The organism is Streptomyces sp. NPDC028722, from assembly GCF_040637655.1.
Lineage (GTDB): Bacteria > Actinomycetota > Actinomycetes > Streptomycetales > Streptomycetaceae > Streptomyces.
The window spans coordinates 31,443-50,474 of record NZ_JBEZWU010000012.1; the positions used below are offsets into that span (position 1 = coordinate 31,443).

Genomic DNA, 19,032 nt, shown 5'->3' on the forward strand with positions numbered 1-19,032 from the left:
GGCTGACGGAATTTCTCAACTCTTCCAGGCCCAGTTCGGCATCGTCATCGCTGTCAACGCCGGTGTTGAACACACCGACGGCGAGTACGGGCCCCTGTCCTGCCGAACGACTCCCATGACGTCACCGCATGCACGCTCGGGGCGACGGTCCGGGGCCCGTGCCGACTCCAGGACTCCCGGTTCGGGGTGCAGACGCTGGAACGGTTCCCCGGCCGTTCGGCCGGGTGAGGCAAGAGCGGGAATCACCCGGCACGCCCTCTGGTTGGCAGGGGCGGAAGACGTGATGATCACGGCACTGCCCACCACCGGAGGGATCCCATCCGATGACCACCTCACTGAAGGAGAACCTCGGCCGGTACGGCGTCTGGAGCGGCGAGCTGCGCTCGGAGGATCCGGACCGGCGTGGTGAACTGAACGAGGCCGCGGCCGAGCTGGAGGAGCTCGGGTACGGCGCCGTCTGGCTGGGCGGCAACAGCACCGTGGACCACGCAGCCCCGCTCATCGGGGCGACCCGGCGCATCACGGTCGGCACCAGCATCCAGAGCGTGTGGCAGCAGGACAGCGCCACGACGGCGGCCGGTTTCGCCGAGATCGAGACGGCCCATCCCGGCCGCTTCGTGCTGGGGCTCGGCGTCAGCCACGGCCCGCTGGTGAAGAACTACCAGCGCCCGTACGCGGCGATGACCGGCTACCTCGACGAGCTCGACACAGCGGGCGTACCCGCCGGCCGCCGGGTGCTGGCCGCGCTGGGCCCCAGGATACTGGCCCTGTCCGGCGACCGCGCGGCCGGCGCGATCCCTTACCTGGTCACGCCCGAACACACCGCCCGGGCCCGCGAGATCCTGGGCGAAGGGCCGTTGCTTGCGCCGGAGTTCAAGGTGGTCCTGGAGACCGACCCGAGCCGCGCCCGGGAGACGGCCCGCGCCTACCTGGCCCGCTATCTGGAACTCCCCAACTACACGGACAACTTCCTGCGCCTGGGCTTCACGGAGGCCGACGTCACCGGCGGCGGCAGCGACCGTCTCATCGACGCGGTCTTCGCCTGGGGCGACGAGACCCGGATCCGCGAGCGCGTCACCGCCTTCCATGAGGCAGGCGCGGACCACGTGGCCCTGCAAGTGGTCACGGACGGCACGGACGGCACCCTCCCCAGGGAGGAATGGCGCAGGCTCGCCTCCCTGCTCGCCTGACGGTCCGGCCCAAGGGGCACGGGTCTGCTCGACGTACGGCCGCGCCCAACGCCGACGCAGCCGCAGCCGCAGCCGTACGACACTTCCGCGCCCCTCAGGCGATGGGCAGCCAGCAATGCCTGCCCATCGCCTGCCACTTCCCCCGGCCACGTGGCTGAACCGGCGCTCTGAAGATCGGTCAGTGGTCAGGCGCATGCTGGCCGCCGGGCCCCAGGCTGCCTGGCCGTCTTTCCCGCAGCTCGCTCCGGCTCACCTCACTGGCCGGCGGCTGCCCTCGGTGAGCCGGGGGTCCGCCGCGTACACCGTGCGGCCGTCCACCGTGATCTCGTAGCGGAAGCCGTCCGGGACGCCCGCCGGTGATGTCTCCACCGCCTGCCACACCGGCGAGGAAGCCGCCCAGGCGCGACTCGCCGCCCGTCGGCGGATCGCGAACCCGCGACCGCCGGCCTTCTCCCCGTGCGAGTTCGCCGACCGGGCCGAAGAACGCCGCCGCAGGACGAGGCCGCCCGGTCCTAGCCCCCGGCGCTGTACCTTACCCGTACGAACAAGCGGTTTCCCTCCGAGCGTCAGCAGCCGGATGGACGAGGCACCCGGGGTCGACTTGCCTTCAAGTGCACTCCAACCGCCACACTGATCGTCACCGGAATCCCGTACCCGTGACAGAACGGCGCAGCAGATGGCGACGACGAGCAACGCAGGACATCCCCTGCCGTACGACACCTACCGTGAGGAGATCGAGCGGGAGACCCACCGGTTCGCCGAGGCGGTGCGCGGCGCCGACCCCGCGGGTGCCGTGCCCTCCTGCCCCGACTGGACACTGGCCGAGCTCACCCGGCACGTGGGCTCGCTGCAACGCTGGTTCTGCACCCTGCTGTCCCGGCGCGTGCAGGAGTTTCCCCGCAGCCGGGACGTGGAGCTGGGGCTGCCCGACGACCCGCGGGGCTACCCCGACTGGGTGACGGCGGGGGTGCCCGACGTGGCGGCCGTGCTGCGGGACACAGACCCCGACACGCCGATGTGGACATGGGGCGAGGACGGGCATGCGCGGTTCTGGGCGCGCCGGATGCTGTTCGAGACGCTGGTGCACCGGGTGGATGCGGAGCGTGCCGTCGGCCGGGAGCCGGACGTCGACCCGGTGTTGGCGGCGGACGGAGTGGACGAGTTCTTGGTGAATCTGCCGTACGCGGGGCTGTTCGCGCCTGGGGGGACGAAGCTGCGCGGCGACGGCGAGACGATCGCGTTCCGGTGCACGGATGCGACCGGTGAGCAATGGCGAGTGCGGCTGGAGCCGGCCGGTATCACGCTGTCGTCCGGCGGGGTTGCCGAGTCCGGGCCGGACACGGCGGCAGTGCGGGGGCAGGCGGCGGATCTTCTGCTGCTGCTCTACGGCCGACGGTCGTACCAGGAGACGGTCTTCGACGTCTCGGGGGACGCCACGGTCCTCGACCACTGGTTCGACCACACGGCCTTCTGATCCGCACGGCCTGCCGGAACGCCGTACGGGTGCCCCAGTAGTGACGCCCGGTGCTGCCGGTGTGGTGCGTCGGACCTCGATGAGGCGCCCCTCCCCCCTCCTCCCGGGCCCGGCCTGGCGTAGTCGGTCAGGACGACGTGCGCCAGATCGTCCACCGCGAGCGGCCCGGCGCCGTGCACTACCGGCCGGCGGTGGACGCGGGGGCGCTGCGGACTGTCACGCGTGGCCCTCGACGTAGAAGCGCACGTAGTCGACCGTCATCGTCGCGGGGAACGGCGTCGAGGCGTCGGGAGGACCGGGCCAGTCGCGGCCGACGGTGACGCTGGGCAGAAGGTGCATGTCCTGTTCGAAGACCCAGTCGCGTGGTTTCGGCAGTTTCGACGGGGTCAAGGTGAAGTACGGCTTTCCGCCGACGGACCAGGTGATGCGGCACGGCTGCTTGTCGACGGCGTAGGTGTGGAAAGGTCTGCGACGCGTAGGCCGGGAGGGTGCTGGAGCCGCCGATCCCGTTCCCATTGAAGTAGGACGGTCCGTGCGCCGTGCCGTACACCGTTCGCGGTTCTCCGCCGACCACCTCGCAGATGTCGATCTCTCCCTGTCCGGGCCACTCGACTCCGTTGTCGCCCGGCATCCAGATCGCCGGCAGCAGTCCCGTGCCGGTGGGTTTCTTCGCGCGGATCTCCACGCGTCCACGGGTGAGGGCGACCTTTCCCTCAGTGGTGAGGCGGGCCGACGTCCAGGTACAGAACTGCTGTGTGTGGCACGGCAGTTCTGCTCCAGCAGGGGCCCATCTCGCCGAGATCAGGAGGTGGCCCGCGCCGCCGAAAGCGGAGTTGGCCACCTCGTCCGTGTAGTACTGCAATTCATCGTTGCCCCAGCCCCAGGGCGGCGTCGTTCAGGGGTTCTGCCCCGTTTGATCAGGTGAGGCCGTGCGAGGCGTCCTCGGCGAACGTGGTGTCGCGCACGTGGCGGATCTCGTTCCTTCCCCCGGCCATGCCCTCCGACGGGCCCCTTGAACGATCACCGTGATGGCCGACTGCCCGTTCGTTCATCGGGGCTCGCCGAACCAGTGGCCGAGCGTCCGTTCCAGGTCATGCGTGCCGCCATCCGGGCTGCTGGCCCAGCACACGTAGCCGTCCGGCCGGATGAGCATCGGCTCGGTGTCGGCGCCCTGGCCCACGCGGTCCACTCGGTCTGACCAGAGGGCGGCGACTTCGGCGAACGTGTCTGCCGGGTCGAGCAGGACGCCGCGCCCGGACCGTAGCAGTGCGTGCAGCCGGACCGGGCCGAGGAGGTCCATGTCCGGCGCAGGCCGGCCGACGAGCGGATGGGTCTCGGTGCCCGGCATCGGGTAGCGGATGGCGATCCCGGACAACGTGTCGGCGAGAAAGTTCTGGACGTCCGGCAGTTGCACCATGGCCGTGAAGATCTCCCTGAAGGCCGCCACGTCTAGGTCGCGGGTGCCCGCCCAGTCCATCAGCAGGCTCTGCGCCTGGACGTTGCGCAGCACGGCGGCGCCTACTGGGTGCCGTTCCGTGTGATACGTCTCCAGCAAGTTCTCCGGTGCCCAGCCGTGCACCGCGGCGCCGAGTTTCCAACCGAGATTGAGCGCGTCCTGCATCCCGGTGTTCATGCCCTGCGCGCCGAGCGGAAGGTGGACGTGGGCGGCATCGCCCGTCAGGAACACCCGCCCGTGCCGGTACTGCTCGACCTGCCGGGCCGCGTCGGTGATACGGCGGGCGTAGCGCAGTTCGAGCAGATGCACCCGCGATCCGAACACCATGCGCAGGCCGTCGCGGATCTCCTCCTCGGTGACCGGGACCTCCCTGGGCAGTGACCGGCCTGGCCCGCCCAGGGCGAGCCTGCGCAGCGGCCTGCCCTGCGGATCGGTACCGAGGGGGAACAGTGCCGCCCAGTGCCCGTCGTCGCTCCAGGTGTGCGATATCAATGGGTCGACGCCGCTCAACCGCACGTCGGCGGCGACCACGGTCAACGTGCCCGGTCGGCCGGGAAACCCGGCCCGCAACAGCGACCGGACCGTGCTGTGCGCACCGTCGGCGGCGACGAGATACCGGGCGCGGACGGTGGCGCCGTGGGCGAAGGTCGCGGTGACCTTGTCCACGTCCTGGGCGAGGCCGACCAACTCGTGTTCCCGCCGGATGTGTATGCCGTGCGCGGCGAGGTGCTTCTCGAAGAACCCCTCGATCGCCACCTGCGGCACGGACCGCCACGGCAGGCGGTGCCGAGCGAGGTGGGCCGGGAGCGGTATGCCGGCGAAGTGGCCGTCGATGACCGGGTAGTCCCCGGTGGCCAGCAACGGTTCCAGCAGCCCGCGCTGGTCGAGTGCCTCCAGCGTGCGGGACTGCATACCGCCTGCCTTGGACAAGTCGCTGCGCTGCGGCAGCTTGTCGACCAGCACGGTCGACACCCCCGCCACCAGCAGTTCGTTGGCCAGCGTCATTCCGGTCGGGCCTGCGCCAACGATGAGCACGTCGGTATCCATTGGTTTCTCCCCTGGTCGTGCCGGTCAGGACACGAGCAACGCTCCACCGGCCGGGCCAACCGAGCCAGCGACCGGCTCGGTTGCGGTGGTATCCGACATTGCTTACCTTCGTATCGGTGGAATCTGACTACGACGAGCTGGATCGTCGGCTCGTGCACGCCCTGCAGATTGACGGCCGGGCCCCGTTCAGCACTATCGCCGAGGTTCTCGGCGTGTCGGATCGCACCATCGCCCGTCGGTACGCCCGGTTGCGGTCGGCCGGAGCGGTGCGGGTGCTCTGCGGGGTCGACCCGACCGCGTTGGGCGGGGTGCTGTGGTTCCTGAGAGTGCGATGCGCGCCCACCGCGTCGGTCCCGGTCGCCGAGGCGCTGGCCAGACGCCCCGACACCTCCTGGGTGAGCCTCAGCTCCGGCGGCACCGAGATCACCTGCGTGGTCCGCGCCGAGAGCGAGGCCGACAGCGAGGCGCTGCTGCTGGTCAAGTTACCCCGTACCCCCCGCGTGGAGGGGGTGACCGCGCATTCGGTGCTGCACGCCTTCTATGGCGGTCCGGACAACCTGATCGGCAAGCTCGGATCACTGGACGAGATGGCGATCGAGCGGCTGCGCCCGCTGCCGGTGTCGAACCGGCTGGGACCGGTGCGGCTCGACGACGGCGATCGCAAGCTGCTCGCCACGCTCGCCACCGACGGACGAGCCGGGTTCGAGCAGTTGGCCGCGGTGACCGGCTGGTCGGCGACGACGGTCCGGCGCCGGCTGACGGAACTGCGCGAACGCGGGGTTCTGTACCTGGACATCGACGTCGACTGGCGCATGTTCGACATGGGCAGCCGAACCCTGCTCTGGCTCTCGGTGGCCCCCGCGCATCTGACGGAGGTCGGTCAGGCGCTGGCCGAGCATCCAGAGATCGCGTTCGCCGCCGCCACGACCGGGCCGACCAACCTGTACGCGAGCGTGGTGTGCGCGAACCAGTGGGAGCTGTATCGATACCTGACCACCCGGGTGGCCGCGCTGCCGGCCATCACGCAGGTCGAGACAGCACCCGTGATCCGGACCGTCAAGCAGGCAGGGCACTGCCGTTCAGGAGATCTGCCCGGTTTGATCACGTGAGGCCGAGGGTGACCAGTGGGCGGGTGGCCTCTCGTCCGTGCTTGCGCAGGCCGGCGGCGATGTCGTCGCATCCACTCAGGCGCAGGGCGCCGATGGCACGGCAGCGGTCTTGACGCGGCGGATTCCGTCACGGCCGTGCGCGGTGGCGCGGGCGCTCCCCAGCAGCGGAACATCCCGCCAGGGCAGCTGCTTCAGGTGCTGGTGCAGCTTCGGCTGGTTGGCCTTGATCACCGCGATGCAGTGGGCCTTCATGTCCTCACCAGCCGAGCCCTTACACCCCAGCCCCCGGCCTACGCCCCTCCTCTCCCCCCCGACCACACCCACCGCAAATCACACGCGTCAACGGTCGGGGCCCTCCTGTTCCCAGGCGATCCCGTAGATCCCGCCAGTGCACTTGGCGGGCATGATGTGCACGCTGTGCGAGGCGTCCAGGACGAGGGGGCGGATGTCCCGCCGTTCCGCGCCGGAAGCTTGCTTGTAGTACCCGAACACGACCGACGGAAGACGATCGGGATGGAAGAAGATGTGCAGGAGGTACTGCCTCACGGGGACGGCCAGGGTGCGTTCGTGGTGGTCGGAGGGCTTCCAGCGCGGGCCTACGTCGAGGGTGTAGTCCACGATCGCGGTGTCTCCTCGGCGCAGCGGGCGCCCGAACCCGATGTCGAAGACCGCCGAGCCCAGTTCCTGGCGGAACCGCAGTGCCTCCAGACGTCCGCACTGGACGGCCACCTGCACGGAAGGGGTCTCGATGTCGTCGAGGTTGTGGTGGGCGGTGAGACGGCTGACCCCGTCCTGCGCGGCGCGCACGACGTGGCTGACCGCGTAGCGCGCTATGCAGCCGTACGCGTCGAGAAGCACGGTCTCCTGGACGGAGAGGCTGACGAGATCTTCGTTGAATCGGTAGGCGTCAGCGCCCAGCACCACTTCGAGTGGCGCGCCGGGGCTCAGAATGCGCGAGAGAGCCTCGGAGGACTCACCCGGCGTGCTCACGGCGCGGCCACGGGGCCGGCGGCTGGTCAGCAGGGTCTGCAACGCGCCGCGCGGCAGACCGAGGATGTCCTCGATCTCCGCGACCGCGCGCAGGGACTGCCGGCGCTCCGGCTGACTCCTGCCGCGCTGCCAGTGGCTCAGCGTCACGGGACTCACCGCGACGCCACGCTGACCGAGGTGGTGGTGCAGCCGCTGCAATGACAGCCCGCTGGCCTTCAGCGCCGTCCGGAACGCCTCATCGAACGTGTTGCGGGTCGGTGGCTGCCCTCCCACGGTCCGGTCCGCGGTCTCGGCTGCTGTCCGGTAACCCGTGTCGTCCGGGACCGGCGGGTGGTACGGCTGGTTCATGGACGCTCCCGGAACAGCGGTGCGAGGGGAGTTCGGCACGCCGGCGGTCGTTCGCTGCGACCCCTGTGGGGGTGGTGCGCGGCGCGACCCCCGTGGGGGGCGGCGGCGGGGGTCCGTCGTGGTGCGCGGCGAGGCCGCCGCGTCGGTGCACCGGTCGGAACCCGTCGCCCGGGGTCGCGCCCGCTCGGCGCGGCGTCATGGGGACCGCCGCGCCGAGGTCCGTCGGTACGGATCAGGCGGTGTTGAGGCTCAGGCCGTAGTACCGCAGGGTGTCGTCCAGGGGCTGGAAGTAGGACGTGCCCTGCCCGTAGACACCGTTGCACTGGTTGTCGGTCTGACCGCCGGAGGTCATGCCCTGGCCCTGGTTGCCGGAGATCCAGGCGCCGCCACTGTCCCCACCCAGATCGCAGGTATTGCTCAGGCCGAGATTGGTCACCAGCGTCGCGGGCTGGCCGGGGTCGGTGTAGGTCACCGAGTAGTTGTAGGACTTGATGGAGCCACAGGTCCAGTGGGAGGTGGCCCCGGACTTGCAGACGTCGGAGCCCACCGCGGCGCGCCGGCTGCCCTGGATGGCGATATCGGCGCCGTTGTTCCAGGTGCCCACCTGGGTGGTGATGGTGGTACCGGCGTCGACAGTGGCGAGGCCCATGTCGATGCTGGTCTGGCCGTGGCGGAAGCGGGTGGTGGAGCCCTTGGCGAAGTGGCTGCCGGCGAAATACAGGTCGGGCAGGGTCTCGACGCAGTGCCCGGCGGTCACCAGTACCTGCTGACCGGAGGTGGTGCGGGCGCCGAAGCCGACCGAACAGTAGTGGTTGCCGTAATCCATCCTGCTGCCCGGGTATATACCGGCCGTCGACACGGCCCTGCCCGCGTCGTGCCGCACGGTGACCGCTGAGCCGAGGGACCTGGCCTTCTTCAGGAACGTCCCGGTGCCGGCCGCCGCGGTGTCGCGCACATGGACGATGACCGTGTCGGACATGGGGTCCACACCCCAGCCCTGCACACCGGCGGGCGTGTTGATCTCGGCGTACTTGTCCAGCGCGGTCTTGACGCGGTCCAGTTCGCCGGCGCTGTGCCGCGCCAGGCGTGCCCTGAGCCCTGCGGCCTCGACTTCTCGTGCCGTGTCGGGGGCGGTGACGTTCACCGTCAGCCGGCCCTCGCTGTCGAAGAATGCCCCGCGGGTGTCGACTCCCGAGGACCGCAGGCCTTCGAGGGCCGTCTGCTGCCGGGACTGGGAGTCGAGTCTGCGCACGGCCGCCGTGTCGCTGATGCCGAGGGAGTCGGCGAGGGCGCGCACCATCTGCGTCTGGTAGCGGCCGTTCGGGGCGGCGGAGGTCGAGGATTCATCAGCGGTGGCACCATGAGCCGAGATGGCACCGGCGGATATGAGCAATGCCGCTGCCGCGGCGCCTGAGGCCAGGGTCGAGCGTAGACGAAGCACCTTGTCTCCATTTCAGGACGGCCGCCGACGGCGGCCATGTGGGGGAAGTGCGGATTACGGCCGGGGAGCCACTGCCGAACCCGCAGGAGAACTTTCCTTGCGTATGCGTGTCCCTGACAAGGTCGAGGCGAGGTGCAGAAATTAACAGAACCGCGACTAACTGTTTTTGATCGCGCCTCAATAGCGACGACGTATTCCTACCGCGCGGCTGACGACGACTCTCGTAAGCCTGAGCCGGACGGCGGACGGCGGACGGCGGACGGCGCGGTCGCGTCTGCCGGCCTGGTGGGCCCCGCTGGATCAGCGGAGGCGGCCGTCGCCTGCTGCGCGGTCGGAAGCAGCGAGCTAGGCACAGGCGTTCTCGGGCGGCCAGAGTTCGGATTCTCCACGAACTCGCCGGTCAGCGTTGCCGTCTCTGCCGACCCGCCAGACACTCTGGACGGTTTCCCCCGGGACGTAGCCGTTGGGGTCGCCGATGAGGTCAGGGTCGATCACCGCGACCGAACCACCCCGGGTTCGCGACCGCCTGACGCGGGCCGCCCGGGTGGAAGGCATGGCCCTGTGACGTGGAAGCTGCCGGAACCGATGCTCGCCGCGCCCGTGCCCGACCCAGCCCTGCCCGCGAGGTGGGCCGCGAGGCGGAGTGGGACGGTTCTCCGGACTCCCGGGGTGCCTCATCCAAATGCCCGATGGTTCCCTCTCGGCGATTGGGTCGCCCCAGAGCGGGGCCAGAAGCGGGTCTGGTGAACTGAGCCCCTTCATGGGTGTCGAGAACGAGCCGCCGGCTACGTCCTCGGTATACCGGTGGCCTCGAAGTGCCGCGCAACGCAGAGGGAGAACCGTCATGACGCTTCAGCGGATGGACAACGTCGGCATCGTGGTCGAAGACCTGGACGCCGCAGTCGCCTTCTTCACCGAACTGGGCATGGAGGTCGAAGGCAAGGCGCAGATCGAGGGCCTCTTCGCGGACCAGGCCGTCGGACTCGACGGCGTCCGCAGCGACATCGCGATGATGCGCACCCCGGACGGCCACGGCAAGCTGGAGCTCGCGCAGTACCACGCCCCCGCGGCGATCGGCGCCGGATCGCTCAACCCGCCGAACACGCTGGGCCAGCACCGGGTCATGTTCGCTGTCGACGACATCGACGACACCATCGCCCGCCTGCGCCCCCATGGCGCCGAACTGCTCGGTGAGGTGGCGCGGTACGAGGACATCTACCGCCTCTGCTACCTCCGCGGCCCCTCAGGCATCATCCTCGCCCTGGCCGAACAGATCGGCTGACGGCCCTTCGGGGCCGACCTGCGCGCAGTCATCCGCTGGATGGAGGTCGCCAACCGGATGATCGGCCTGGGGTGGGGCGGGGAAGCCCGGACGGTGGCGGCCGAGCCGCCGCCGGAGCGGGTGGCCCGGACGGTGGTGACAGGGCGGCGCCTTGCCCGGCCCGGGTCGTGCTTTGAGGCGAGCTTGACCCGTGAGACCCCCAAGGCCTCGTTTGGGTAACCGAGTTGGGCGAAGGCCGCGTTCCGTGTGAGGTTCGGGCCGATACTGATGACGTGTCGACTTCACCCGATCTCGCGCTCTCCGACGGCACTCCGGTCCGTTTCCTGCTGACGTCCGTCGCGGGTGCGGTGCCTTCCGCCGTGGATGATGACCTTCCCGAAGGGATGGGCCGCGCCGTGCCGGTCGGGGCCGCCGGCCGGGCGGTCGCGAACTTCGCCGCCGACGCGCTGCGCGCCGCCCTGCGCCCCATCGGGCCGCTGTTGCAGGAGGTCCACAACGCGGCCATGGCGGTGCCGGAGCCGCCCACCGAGCTGAGCGTCACCTTCGGCGTGCAGGTCGGGCAGGACCTCAAGTTCGGGATCGTCGGCGCGGCCGGGCAGGCGCATCTCACCGTCACGGCCAGCTGGAAACCGGGCGCGGACGCCGGCGCGACGCCCGGCGCGGAGTGACGCGTGGGGTGGTTCCGTAACCGGTGGGACAGCTCCGACGATCCCTCCCGCCATGTCGTGACCGTCCGGCGGACCGAGGACGGCAAGACCGCCGGGGCGGGCTTCGTTCTGGGCCCCGACACGGTGCTGACCTGTGCGCATGTCGTCAATGCCGCTCTGGGCAGGGACATGTTCGACGCACGGCCGCCGGGCGTCGGCGAGGTTCCGGTGGAGGTGCGTGACGACGACATGGTGCGGGGCCGGCGGCTCTCCTCCCGCGTGGCCCACTGGATCCCGCCCCGCGCCCGTGGCGGCGGGCCGGTGACCGCAGGCGCCGCCGAGTGGCTCGGCGACCTCGCGGTACTGCGCGTGGACGCCCCGGCCGGCGGGTTAGCGCCCCCGCCCCGCCAGGCCGCCATGACGACCGGCCAGAAGGCGGAGGCCTGGCACGGCGGGGGCCGTGCCTCCACCCTCGCCCGGCTCACCGTCTCCTCGTTGCACGGCCGCCTGGCCTATCTGGACGGCGCCTCCACCGGCATGGCCGTCGGCCCCGGTTACAGCGGCGGCCCCCTGTGGTGCCGGGAGGAGCAGGCCGTGGTCGGGCTGGTCGTCGGGCACTTCATGCCGGTGGACGACGCCGGAGCGCCACTCGAACTCGGTTTCCAGGGCGTCATCCGGCGCAGCTGGGCCATGCCCTGGCAGGCCGTCGAGGCCGAACTGGGCTCCCTCGGGGTGCTGGACGCCATCCGGCCCTCGCCGGTCGAGCCGGACGATCCCGCTTTCGAGGTGCTGCTCGGAGTGATCGAGGACCTGCTGCCCTCGCCGAGCGGACGGGGTGACTGCGCCCGTCGGCTGGCCCGGCTGTGCGGGGTGGAGCCCGGCAGTGACGTCGTACCGCCCACGCCGGAGGAGTTCACCGCCTTCGTGCTGACGCGTCCGCGCGCCATGGCCGCGCTCACCGGCATTCTGCGCCGGGACGATCCACGGGGCGCCGACCGGGTCCTGGCCGCCGGTGCCCTGTCCCGCACACCACGGCTGCTGACCTCGGCGGAGTACAAGGAGTTGTGCGGACACCTGCGCGCTCTCTCCCCGGCTGTGCTGGGGCGGTTCCCCGAGGTGGTCCGCGCCGCGTTACCGCACCTGGCGGCGCGGCCCGGCGGTGAGACCGTGGACGCGCTGCTCGATCATCTGGAGACCCTCCCGGGGGACGGTCACGCGAGCGGCGACGAACGCCGGGTGCCCGCGCTGCTGCGGGTGGTGGAGTACGTCGGTGCCCTGTGCCCCGACACCCGGCGGGCACAGCTGCGGTTGTGGGCGGACGGGGTGGCCCGACGGCTGGGCATCGAGCGGTCGGCGCTCGGTGAACGGCGTTTCGACGCCCAGGAGTGGGCGCGGTCGACGCGCGTGCGGGCCACACGCGTGCGGGTACTGGTGCAGGTGGCCAACGCCGGGCGGGACCGGCACCGGCTGCGGATCTGGTGCGACGAGGGGGCCGGGCCCCGGCAGGTCTCCGCAGAGAGCGTGAAGCCGTACTCGACCTCGGAGGCGGCGCGCCAGGTGCTGCGCGTGCTGGACTCGCTCACCCCTCCGGCGGAGGACGAGCGGCCACCCCTGGTGGAGGTGCTCGTGGACCGCGGCGGCCTCAACCTGCCCGTCGACGAGTGGACGGCCGGGGACCATCCGGCCGAACTGGTGCCCGGCGTACTCGGGGTGGAGTTCCCGCTGGTCGTGCACTGCCCCGAACTCCTGCGCCGGAACGGGCGCTTCGTCTCCCGCTGGCGCAGCAGATGGAGCCGCCTGGACTCGGGCAGGACGCTCGTCGTCTCCGAACCCGCGGACCGGGACACGCTGTACTCCCGGCTCGTCAACCAACTCGACACGGTACGCGTCTCCGTGGACGTACCGCCCGGCCCTCACCGGGACCGCATCGTGCAGACGTGCCTGGCGCTGGGCATACCTGTGGTGATGTGGGACCGGCGCGAGGACGGCCCGTCGCACAGCGTCCGTCACATGTCCGGGGTAGCCACCCGGGAGTTGCCCGACACGGTCCACGACTACCGGGCCAACGCCCAGGCCGACCCACCCCAGTTCCCCGGCCGGCCGGTCCTCGCCTGGGCCGATGCCGACCGCAGCGTCCCTCGCCTGCACCTGTCCGAACCTCAGGAGGGCCCATGACATCCGCCGCCGGCGCCGACTGGCGTCTGTTCCGGGGCGACGGCGTTCCGCGGGCCGTCAGCCTCCCCGCAGCCCCGCCCTGGCGGCGGTTCACCCCGGCGCGCGTCACGCGTCCGAAGCTGCCGTACATCATCGACCCGCGGCACGCCGACATCGTCAACGCGGCCCTGCATCTGCGCCGTCCGCTGCTGGTGACCGGGCCCGCCGGGACCGGCAAGTCATCCCTGGCCCGGGCCGTCGCGCACGAACTGTGCCTGGGCGATCTGCTGCGCTGGTCCGTCACCAGCCGCTCCTCCGTGCCGGATGCCCTGTACGTGTACGACGCCATCGGCCGGCTGCGGGAAACCACGCTCAGCCGGGACCGCAGCGAGGGCGAACCCTCCATCGGCCAGTTCATCCGGCTCGGACCGCTCGGTACGGCGCTGGTGGCGTCCGCCGCCCCGCGCTGTCTGCTCGTGGACGAGATGGACAAGGGCGACGTCGACCTGCCCAACGACCTGCTCACCGTGTTCGAGGAGGGCTACTTCGAGATCAAGGAGCTGGTCCGATTGCCGGAGGGCACGGCCGACGTGGAGGTGCAGACCTCCGACCACCGCGGCACCGTCCGGGTGCACCAAGGGCTCGTGCAGTGCGCCGAGTTCCCAGTGGTGATCATCACCAGCAACGGGGAGCGGGACTTCCCGCCCGCGTTCCTGCGCCGCTGTCTCCGGCTGGAACTGCCGGTGCCCGACGAGGACCGGTTGCGCACCATCGTCACCGCGCACCTCGGCGAGGAGGCGTTACAGGAGGCGGACGACCTGATCGACGCCTTCCTGCGCCGCCGTGCGCTGGGTGAACTGGCCACCGACCAGTTGCTGAACGCCGTCTTCCTGCGCACCGGAGGAGTCGACCTGGAAGCGGACGGCCTGCTGGACGCCGTACTGCACCAACTCACCGGAGCCATGTGACCGTGGCGGGCGGCGGCGAGCGGCTGACCGAGGTGCTGCGGGTCCTGGCGGCCTGCGGCCAGGACCTGGACGCGGACCAGGTCCTCGACGTGCTCTGGCTCGCCCGCCGGCTGCCCGCGGGCACGGACGCTCCGCTGCTGCGCGAGCCGCCGCCTCGCGCCGGCCGGCCGGCACCGGACCCCGTCCCCGAGCCCGGCCGGCCCGCCCCGCAGGAGGCGGCACCGCAACCCGACGACCCGGACCTGCCCGACCTCACCGCCCCCTCCCTGTACGCGTCGGCCCGGCAGACACCGGTACCGGACATGCGGCTCACCCCGTCCGCGCCCGAGCCGCGACGAGCACTGCCGGTGCGGGTGCCCGAGAGCAAGGCCTTCGCCGACGAACTGGCGGTGGGGCGTGCCCTCCGGCCGTTGCGGCGCCGGCTCGACAGCCGCCACCGCACGGAGATCGACGAGGAGCGCACCGCGGCCCTGCTCGCCGAGACCGAACTGCCGGACGTGGTGGAGCGACCGTTGCGGGAACGCTGGCTCAATCTCGCGCTGCTCGTCGACGACGGTCTGTCGATGTTGCTCTGGCACCGGCTCGGCGCCGAACTGCGCACGCTGCTGGAGCGGTTGGGCGCCTTCGCCACCATTCGTGTGTTCGGCCTCGACACGCGCGGTGCCCGCGATCCCACTCTGCGCGCCAGACCGTTCCGGCCCGAGAGCGGTGTACTGCCGCTGAGCACCGTGAACGACCCTTCCGGGCGCACCCTCGCCCTCGTCGTCAGCGACGGTATGGGCGCCGCCTGGCGGTCCGGCGCGATGCACCGGCTGCTGGCGGAGTGGGCTTCGCGCGGTCCGGTAGCGGTGATGCAGACGCTGCCGCCGGACATGTGGGAGGCATCCGGCATCGCCGCGGAGCGCTGGCAAGTCACCACCCGGCGGATCGGTGGCGCCAACGCGGCCTGGGAGGTCAGTGATCCGGTGCTGCCGTTGGAACTGTCCGCTTTCGAGGGGGTGCCGGTGCCCGTGCTGGAGCCGACGCCCGAGCCGCTGCGCGCGTGGGCTCGGCTGCTGGCCTCGCCCGGCGCCACCGTGGAGCTGCCGCTACTGGCCCGCCCGGACCCGTACGGCAGTGTGACCGCCGCCCGGGACCTGACCAGCGCCCAGCATTTCCGGGACGCGGCCACCCCGGAGGCGTACCGGCTGGCGGCTCATCTGGCGGCGGTCTCCCCGCTGTCGGTGCCGGTGATGCGGCTGGTGCAGTCGGCGGTGCCGTGGCAGGCCACGACCTCGCACCTGGCGGAGGTGTTCCTGGGCGGACTGGTCGGGCCGCACCCGGCGCCGGTGCCCGGCCCGTTGCCCGCCAAGCACCGGGTGTTCGACTTCACCGAGGAGTCCAAGGCGGCGCTGCTCGACTCGGTCCCGCAGGCCGAACTCCTGCGGACCGGCCGGCGTATCGGCCGCTACCTGGAGGAACTCGCGGGCAACTCACCGGACTTCCCGGCCTGGCTTGCCCACCCGGACGGCTCCGCTCAGCTGCCGGGCTCACAGCCGCCGTTCACCAGCGTCGAACGTCGGCTGCTCGCCCGGTTCGGGGTGTCCTTCGAGCGGGTGCCCGGCCTGTCCGGCCCGAAGCCGGAGCGTGCCTCCGTGGCCACCGACGGCTGGCAGCCGCTGACCGACGCGGATCCGGCGCGGCTCGGCGCGTACACCCTGCGCGGCCGGCGCAGGGGCCGCCGTACGGTGCTGTACCGGGGAGTGGACGCGCAGGGCACGGAGGCGGTGCTGCGTACGCCCCGGCCCGATCTGCCCGCGGCCAACGCTCAGTTGATCGCCGTGGAGGCGGAGGTGCTGGACCGTCTCCAAGGGCAGTACGCGCCCACGCTGCTCGGTACCGGGCTGGACGACTCCCCGCCGTGGCTGGCCATGACGCCGGTCCGCGACCAGGACACCCCGGACGGGCAGCCGCCGCGGCTGTCGGAGGTGTTCGCCCGGTCCCTTCAGCAGCGCACCGCCCCCGTCGACCTGGTCCGCGGCCTGCTGGTGTCCTGGCATCTGGCGAACGCGCTCGCCCTGTGCCACGCCAGTGGCCTGGTGCCCGCCGACTTCGGCTTGGACGGCGTGTACGTGCTGCGCCGCACCATCGTGCTCGGCGACCTCTCCGACTACGCCGTCGACGGCCGATACCTGGGGGCCGGACCTGCGCCGACCGCGGCGGACAGCATGCGCGCGCTGGGGGCGATGCTCCAGCTCATCAGCAGCAAGTCGGGCGTGGAGCTGCCCAATCTGCCGGAGGGCATGCACCTGTGGCAGGGCGACGGCTGGGAGAAGCTGCGGCGCCTGGTGCTGCGCTGTCTGGACGACGACCCGGCCCGGCGTCCCACCGCCAGCGAGGTCGCCGACGCCCTCGCCAAGTACATCGCGCTGACCCGGCTGCGGTACGACGAGGACACCCGGTCGCCGGCCCCACCGGTGACCGGCCGGTCACTGCAACCCGTGCCGTTCACCCCGCCGGCCAGGCCCGGCCCGCCCCCTGCGGCCGACCGGCTGCTGCCCGTGCCCCGGTTCGGGCCGGCCCGCGGCGAACTGCGCAGACGCCTGGACCGGCTGCGTACCCCGATACCGCACAGCAGACGGGTGACGCTCGTCAGCGCCTACCACTACAGCGGCCGGGCCACCACCACGGTTGCCCTGGGCTCGTTGCTGGCCGCCGCCCGGTCCGAGCCCGTGCTCGCGCTCGACGGAGCGGCCACCCAGGGCACGCTCGGCTTCTTCCTGCCGCCCGACCGCAACCGGGCCGTCCCGCGGGACCTGGCCGCGCTGCCGCTCGGCCCCTCGTACGAGGAGGTCGCAGCGCACACCACGAGCCTGGCCTCGGGCCTGGAAGTCGTCGCACACCGCCCGGGCCACTACGGACCCAACTCCACGCACGCCCAGGAGTACCTGCGGGTACTGGCCCACACCGCGCCGTACTACGCGTTCGTCCTCACCGACTGGGCGCCGGTCACGCTGGACGCCTCGACGGACCTGATCCTGGACCACACCGACCAGCTGGTGGTGTGCTGCGGCACCGCCGACTGGTTCCTCGACGCCGCGGCGCGCATGCTCGACCTCATCCGGGACGGCGGCCGGCGCCACCTGGCGGACCAGGCGGTCGCCGTGGCCACCCGGACCGACGGTCCGCACCGCCGTGGCCTCCCCGCCGACCTGCACCGGACTCTGCGCATCGAGGCCGATCAGGTGATACAGGTGCCGTTCGACCCCGCGTTGCAGTCAGCGCACTGGCAACTGAGGGACCTCCGAGCGGCCACCGTGGACGCCTATCTGCGGCTGGCGGAGCTGGTCGTACGCCCCCCGTCCGGACACTCCTGACAGCACCGCGCGGATCCACGCGGGCTCGGGGGACGACCAGCGGGACCGCGAGGGCGAGGGCGGTCCGGGTGCGCTCCCGGCCCGAGCCCGGTCGGACCCCACTGCGGTCCTGTTCACCGGGGACAGGGCGGATCCGGCCCAGCGCGGCCTCCCGTTCCCGTTCGCTTTCCGGCCGGCCGGTGATGCCGAGGGCGGCGTGTCCCCTGCCGGTACGGTCACCCCTCCGACGCGGCACGCCAGCCGTGCCACCGGCGGACGGCGATCACGAGCGCCGGACCGGTCGGCGGTCGCTGCCGGTACGGCGCGTACTTCTCCCTCAACAGGGCGACGGCCGACGGGTACTCGCCCTGGGTGCCGGGCGGCAGCACGCGGGCGTCACCGTCCGCGCGCACCCACCACAGCCGCTCCCAGTCCTCGTCGTACGCGTCTACGAGCAGGCAGACAGCCGGGTGGGCCGCGATGTTGTCCAACCGTTTCAGCCGCTGCGACCTCTTCGGCTTCCAGTCGACGGCGGTGACGATCTCCTCGCCGTGGGCCGCGAAGACGACCGGCACCAGATGCGGGCGCAGGCCCGCGTCCACCGTCGCCAGACGCGCCACCCGCGCGGTCGTGAACCGGCGGCGCGCCTCGTCCTCGGCCATGTCCGGCACGGTCAGCTCCTGTTCAGCGGCAGCCGCGAGCTGTCACCGGTGGCCGGACGTGGCCTCGGCCAGTTCGTCCAGGGTGTGCAGCGTCTGGTTCTCCGGCAGGGTCGGCAGATACAACAGGACGCGTTCCACGCCGAGTTCGGCGTAGGTGTCGAGCGCCTTCCGGTCGTGGCGGCCCGCGTACATCACGACGGACGGGCGGTCACCGGCAGTCTGCCGCATACGCGCGATGCGTTCACCCAGCTTCTCGGGCGGCAGATCGCTCGGCATCCACGCCGCACCGTACGCGGCGACGCGTTCGAAAGCGCGCTCGCTGTCGCCCCCGACCCAGATGGGCGGATGTGGCTTCTGGACCGGCTTGGGCCAGGCGTAGACGGGATCGAAGTCGACGAAGTCGCCATGGAACTCGGCCTCCTCCTTGGTCCACAGCTCGATCATCGCGCGGATGCGTTCGTCCATGAGCCGCCCGCGGACTGCGGGATCCGTCCCGTGGTTGCGCATCTCCTCGCGGTTCCAGCCCGCGCCGACCCCGAACACAGCCCGGCCGCCGGAGATCAGATCGAGGGAGGCGACCTCCTTCGCGGTGTGGATCGGATCGCGCTGGACCACCAGAGCGATGCCGGTGCCCAGGAGCAGATCACGGGTGACCGAGGCGGCCGCGGCGAGCGCCACGAACGGGTCGAGCGTCCGGTAGTAGATCCGCGGCAGCTCACCGCCCCCCGGGTACGGGGACTCCCGCTTGACCGGAATGTGCGAGTGCTCGGCCAGCAGCAAGGAGTCGAACCCGCGCTCCTCCAGGGCGGGTCCCAACGCCTTGGGGTCAATGCCCTCATCGGTGATAAATGTCGACACTCCGAACTTCATCCGCGACCACCTCGTCTCGTCGGCACGCCTGCTGTCAGTGTGACGCGGCCGGTCGCTCC

16 protein-coding genes and 1 pseudogene are annotated in these 19,032 nt (G+C 71.5%); 8 read left to right on the forward strand and 9 right to left on the reverse strand.

The features are described from left to right. Positions 1–323: 323 nt before the first annotated feature. Positions 324–1,190: an LLM class F420-dependent oxidoreductase gene (locus tag AB0F03_RS19790; protein ID WP_361993372.1), complete on the forward strand. Its 867-nt coding sequence runs from the start codon at positions 324–326 to the stop codon at positions 1,188–1,190. Between the two features lie 676 nt (positions 1,191–1,866). Further along, positions 1,867–2,664, forward strand: coding sequence for a maleylpyruvate isomerase family mycothiol-dependent enzyme (locus AB0F03_RS19795; protein ID WP_361993375.1), 798 nt, complete (start codon positions 1,867–1,869; stop codon positions 2,662–2,664). Positions 2,665–2,880: 216 nt separating this feature from the next. Here the strand turns inward: AB0F03_RS19795 and AB0F03_RS19800 are convergent, their stop codons facing one another. From AB0F03_RS19800 to AB0F03_RS19815, 4 genes and pseudogenes are all read right to left on the reverse strand, one after another. Beyond that, positions 2,881–3,180, reverse strand: coding sequence for a family 16 glycosylhydrolase (locus AB0F03_RS19800; RefSeq protein WP_361993378.1), 300 nt, complete (start codon positions 3,178–3,180; stop codon positions 2,881–2,883). Between the two features lie 58 nt (positions 3,181–3,238). Next, positions 3,239–3,505 (reverse strand): annotated as a pseudogene (locus AB0F03_RS19805) (family 16 glycosylhydrolase); the annotation flags it as partial. A 76-nt stretch (positions 3,506–3,581) separates the two neighbouring features. Beyond that, entirely contained in the window at positions 3,582–3,716 is a 135-nt protein-coding gene (locus AB0F03_RS19810) for a hypothetical protein (protein ID WP_361993380.1), read from the reverse strand. Further along, positions 3,713–5,167 carry an FAD-dependent monooxygenase gene (locus tag AB0F03_RS19815; RefSeq protein WP_361993383.1) on the reverse strand — a complete coding sequence of 485 codons (1,455 nt, stop codon included), beginning with the start codon at positions 5,165–5,167 and terminating at the stop codon, positions 3,713–3,715. The genes AB0F03_RS19810 and AB0F03_RS19815 overlap by 4 nt, the downstream gene beginning before the upstream one ends. A gap of 116 nt (positions 5,168–5,283) precedes the next feature. On the opposite strand from AB0F03_RS19815, the gene AB0F03_RS19820 reads away from it, so the two are divergent. Next, positions 5,284–6,276: an Lrp/AsnC family transcriptional regulator gene (locus AB0F03_RS19820; RefSeq protein ID WP_361993784.1), complete on the forward strand. Its 993-nt coding sequence runs from the start codon at positions 5,284–5,286 to the stop codon at positions 6,274–6,276. 75 nt (positions 6,277–6,351) lie between these two features. Here the strand turns inward: AB0F03_RS19820 and AB0F03_RS19825 are convergent, their stop codons facing one another. From AB0F03_RS19825 to AB0F03_RS19835, 3 genes are all read right to left on the reverse strand, one after another. Continuing rightward, positions 6,352–6,528 carry a hypothetical protein gene (locus AB0F03_RS19825; protein WP_361993386.1) on the reverse strand — a complete coding sequence of 59 codons (177 nt, stop codon included), beginning with the start codon at positions 6,526–6,528 and terminating at the stop codon, positions 6,352–6,354. 87 nt (positions 6,529–6,615) lie between these two features. Continuing rightward, on the reverse strand, positions 6,616–7,614 hold the full coding sequence (locus AB0F03_RS19830; RefSeq protein WP_361993389.1) for a helix-turn-helix transcriptional regulator: 999 nt from the start codon (positions 7,612–7,614) through the stop codon (positions 6,616–6,618). Between the two features lie 232 nt (positions 7,615–7,846). After that, positions 7,847–9,055 (reverse strand): S1 family peptidase, encoded by a 1,209-nt coding sequence (locus AB0F03_RS19835; RefSeq protein ID WP_361993392.1) that lies wholly within the window; start codon positions 9,053–9,055, stop codon positions 7,847–7,849. Positions 9,056–9,899: 844 nt separating this feature from the next. On the opposite strand from AB0F03_RS19835, the gene AB0F03_RS19840 reads away from it, so the two are divergent. From AB0F03_RS19840 to AB0F03_RS19860, 5 genes are all read left to right on the forward strand, one after another. Continuing rightward, positions 9,900–10,337, forward strand: a complete 438-nt coding sequence (locus tag AB0F03_RS19840; RefSeq protein WP_361993395.1) for a VOC family protein — start codon at positions 9,900–9,902, stop codon at positions 10,335–10,337. 272 nt (positions 10,338–10,609) lie between these two features. Next, entirely contained in the window at positions 10,610–11,005 is a 396-nt protein-coding gene (locus AB0F03_RS19845; protein WP_361993398.1) for a CU044_2847 family protein, read from the forward strand. Between the two features lie 3 nt (positions 11,006–11,008). Next, positions 11,009–13,159 (forward strand): trypsin-like peptidase domain-containing protein, encoded by a 2,151-nt coding sequence (locus AB0F03_RS19850; protein ID WP_361993400.1) that lies wholly within the window; start codon positions 11,009–11,011, stop codon positions 13,157–13,159. Further along, on the forward strand, positions 13,156–14,106 hold the full coding sequence (locus AB0F03_RS19855; protein ID WP_361993403.1) for a MoxR family ATPase: 951 nt from the start codon (positions 13,156–13,158) through the stop codon (positions 14,104–14,106). Before AB0F03_RS19850 ends, AB0F03_RS19855 begins: the two co-directional genes overlap by 4 nt. Next, on the forward strand, positions 14,103–17,462 hold the full coding sequence (locus AB0F03_RS19860) for an SAV_2336 N-terminal domain-related protein (RefSeq protein ID WP_361993406.1): 3,360 nt from the start codon (positions 14,103–14,105) through the stop codon (positions 17,460–17,462). The genes AB0F03_RS19855 and AB0F03_RS19860 overlap by 4 nt, the downstream gene beginning before the upstream one ends. Before the next feature lie 215 nt (positions 17,463–17,677). Here the strand turns inward: AB0F03_RS19860 and AB0F03_RS19865 are convergent, their stop codons facing one another. Beyond that, entirely contained in the window at positions 17,678–18,112 is a 435-nt protein-coding gene (locus tag AB0F03_RS19865) for a TIGR03668 family PPOX class F420-dependent oxidoreductase (RefSeq protein WP_361993409.1), read from the reverse strand. A 33-nt stretch (positions 18,113–18,145) separates the two neighbouring features. Next, positions 18,146–18,973 (reverse strand): LLM class F420-dependent oxidoreductase, encoded by an 828-nt coding sequence (locus tag AB0F03_RS19870; protein WP_361993411.1) that lies wholly within the window; start codon positions 18,971–18,973, stop codon positions 18,146–18,148. Positions 18,974–19,032: the final 59 nt, after the last annotated feature.

Excerpts from the sequence above, each read along its gene's own strand:
- AB0F03_RS19810 (WP_361993380.1), bottom strand. The coding sequence starts at position 3,716 with ATGAACGAACGGGCAGTCGGCCATCACGGTGATCGTTCAAGGGGCCCG.
- AB0F03_RS19830 (WP_361993389.1), bottom strand. The coding sequence starts at position 7,614 with ATGAACCAGCCGTACCACCCGCCGGTCCCGGACGACACGGGTTACCGG.
- AB0F03_RS19800 (WP_361993378.1), bottom strand. The coding sequence starts at position 3,180 with ATGGGAACGGGATCGGCGGCTCCAGCACCCTCCCGGCCTACGCGTCGC.
- AB0F03_RS19870 (WP_361993411.1), bottom strand. The coding sequence starts at position 18,973 with ATGAAGTTCGGAGTGTCGACATTTATCACCGATGAGGGCATTGACCCC.
- AB0F03_RS19855 (WP_361993403.1), top strand. The coding sequence starts at position 13,156 with ATGACATCCGCCGCCGGCGCCGACTGGCGTCTGTTCCGGGGCGACGGC.
- AB0F03_RS19825 (WP_361993386.1), bottom strand. The coding sequence starts at position 6,528 with ATGAAGGCCCACTGCATCGCGGTGATCAAGGCCAACCAGCCGAAGCTG.
- AB0F03_RS19815 (WP_361993383.1), bottom strand. The coding sequence starts at position 5,167 with ATGGATACCGACGTGCTCATCGTTGGCGCAGGCCCGACCGGAATGACG.
- AB0F03_RS19795 (WP_361993375.1), top strand. The coding sequence starts at position 1,867 with ATGGCGACGACGAGCAACGCAGGACATCCCCTGCCGTACGACACCTAC.
- AB0F03_RS19840 (WP_361993395.1), top strand. The coding sequence starts at position 9,900 with ATGACGCTTCAGCGGATGGACAACGTCGGCATCGTGGTCGAAGACCTG.
- AB0F03_RS19790 (WP_361993372.1), top strand. The coding sequence starts at position 324 with ATGACCACCTCACTGAAGGAGAACCTCGGCCGGTACGGCGTCTGGAGC.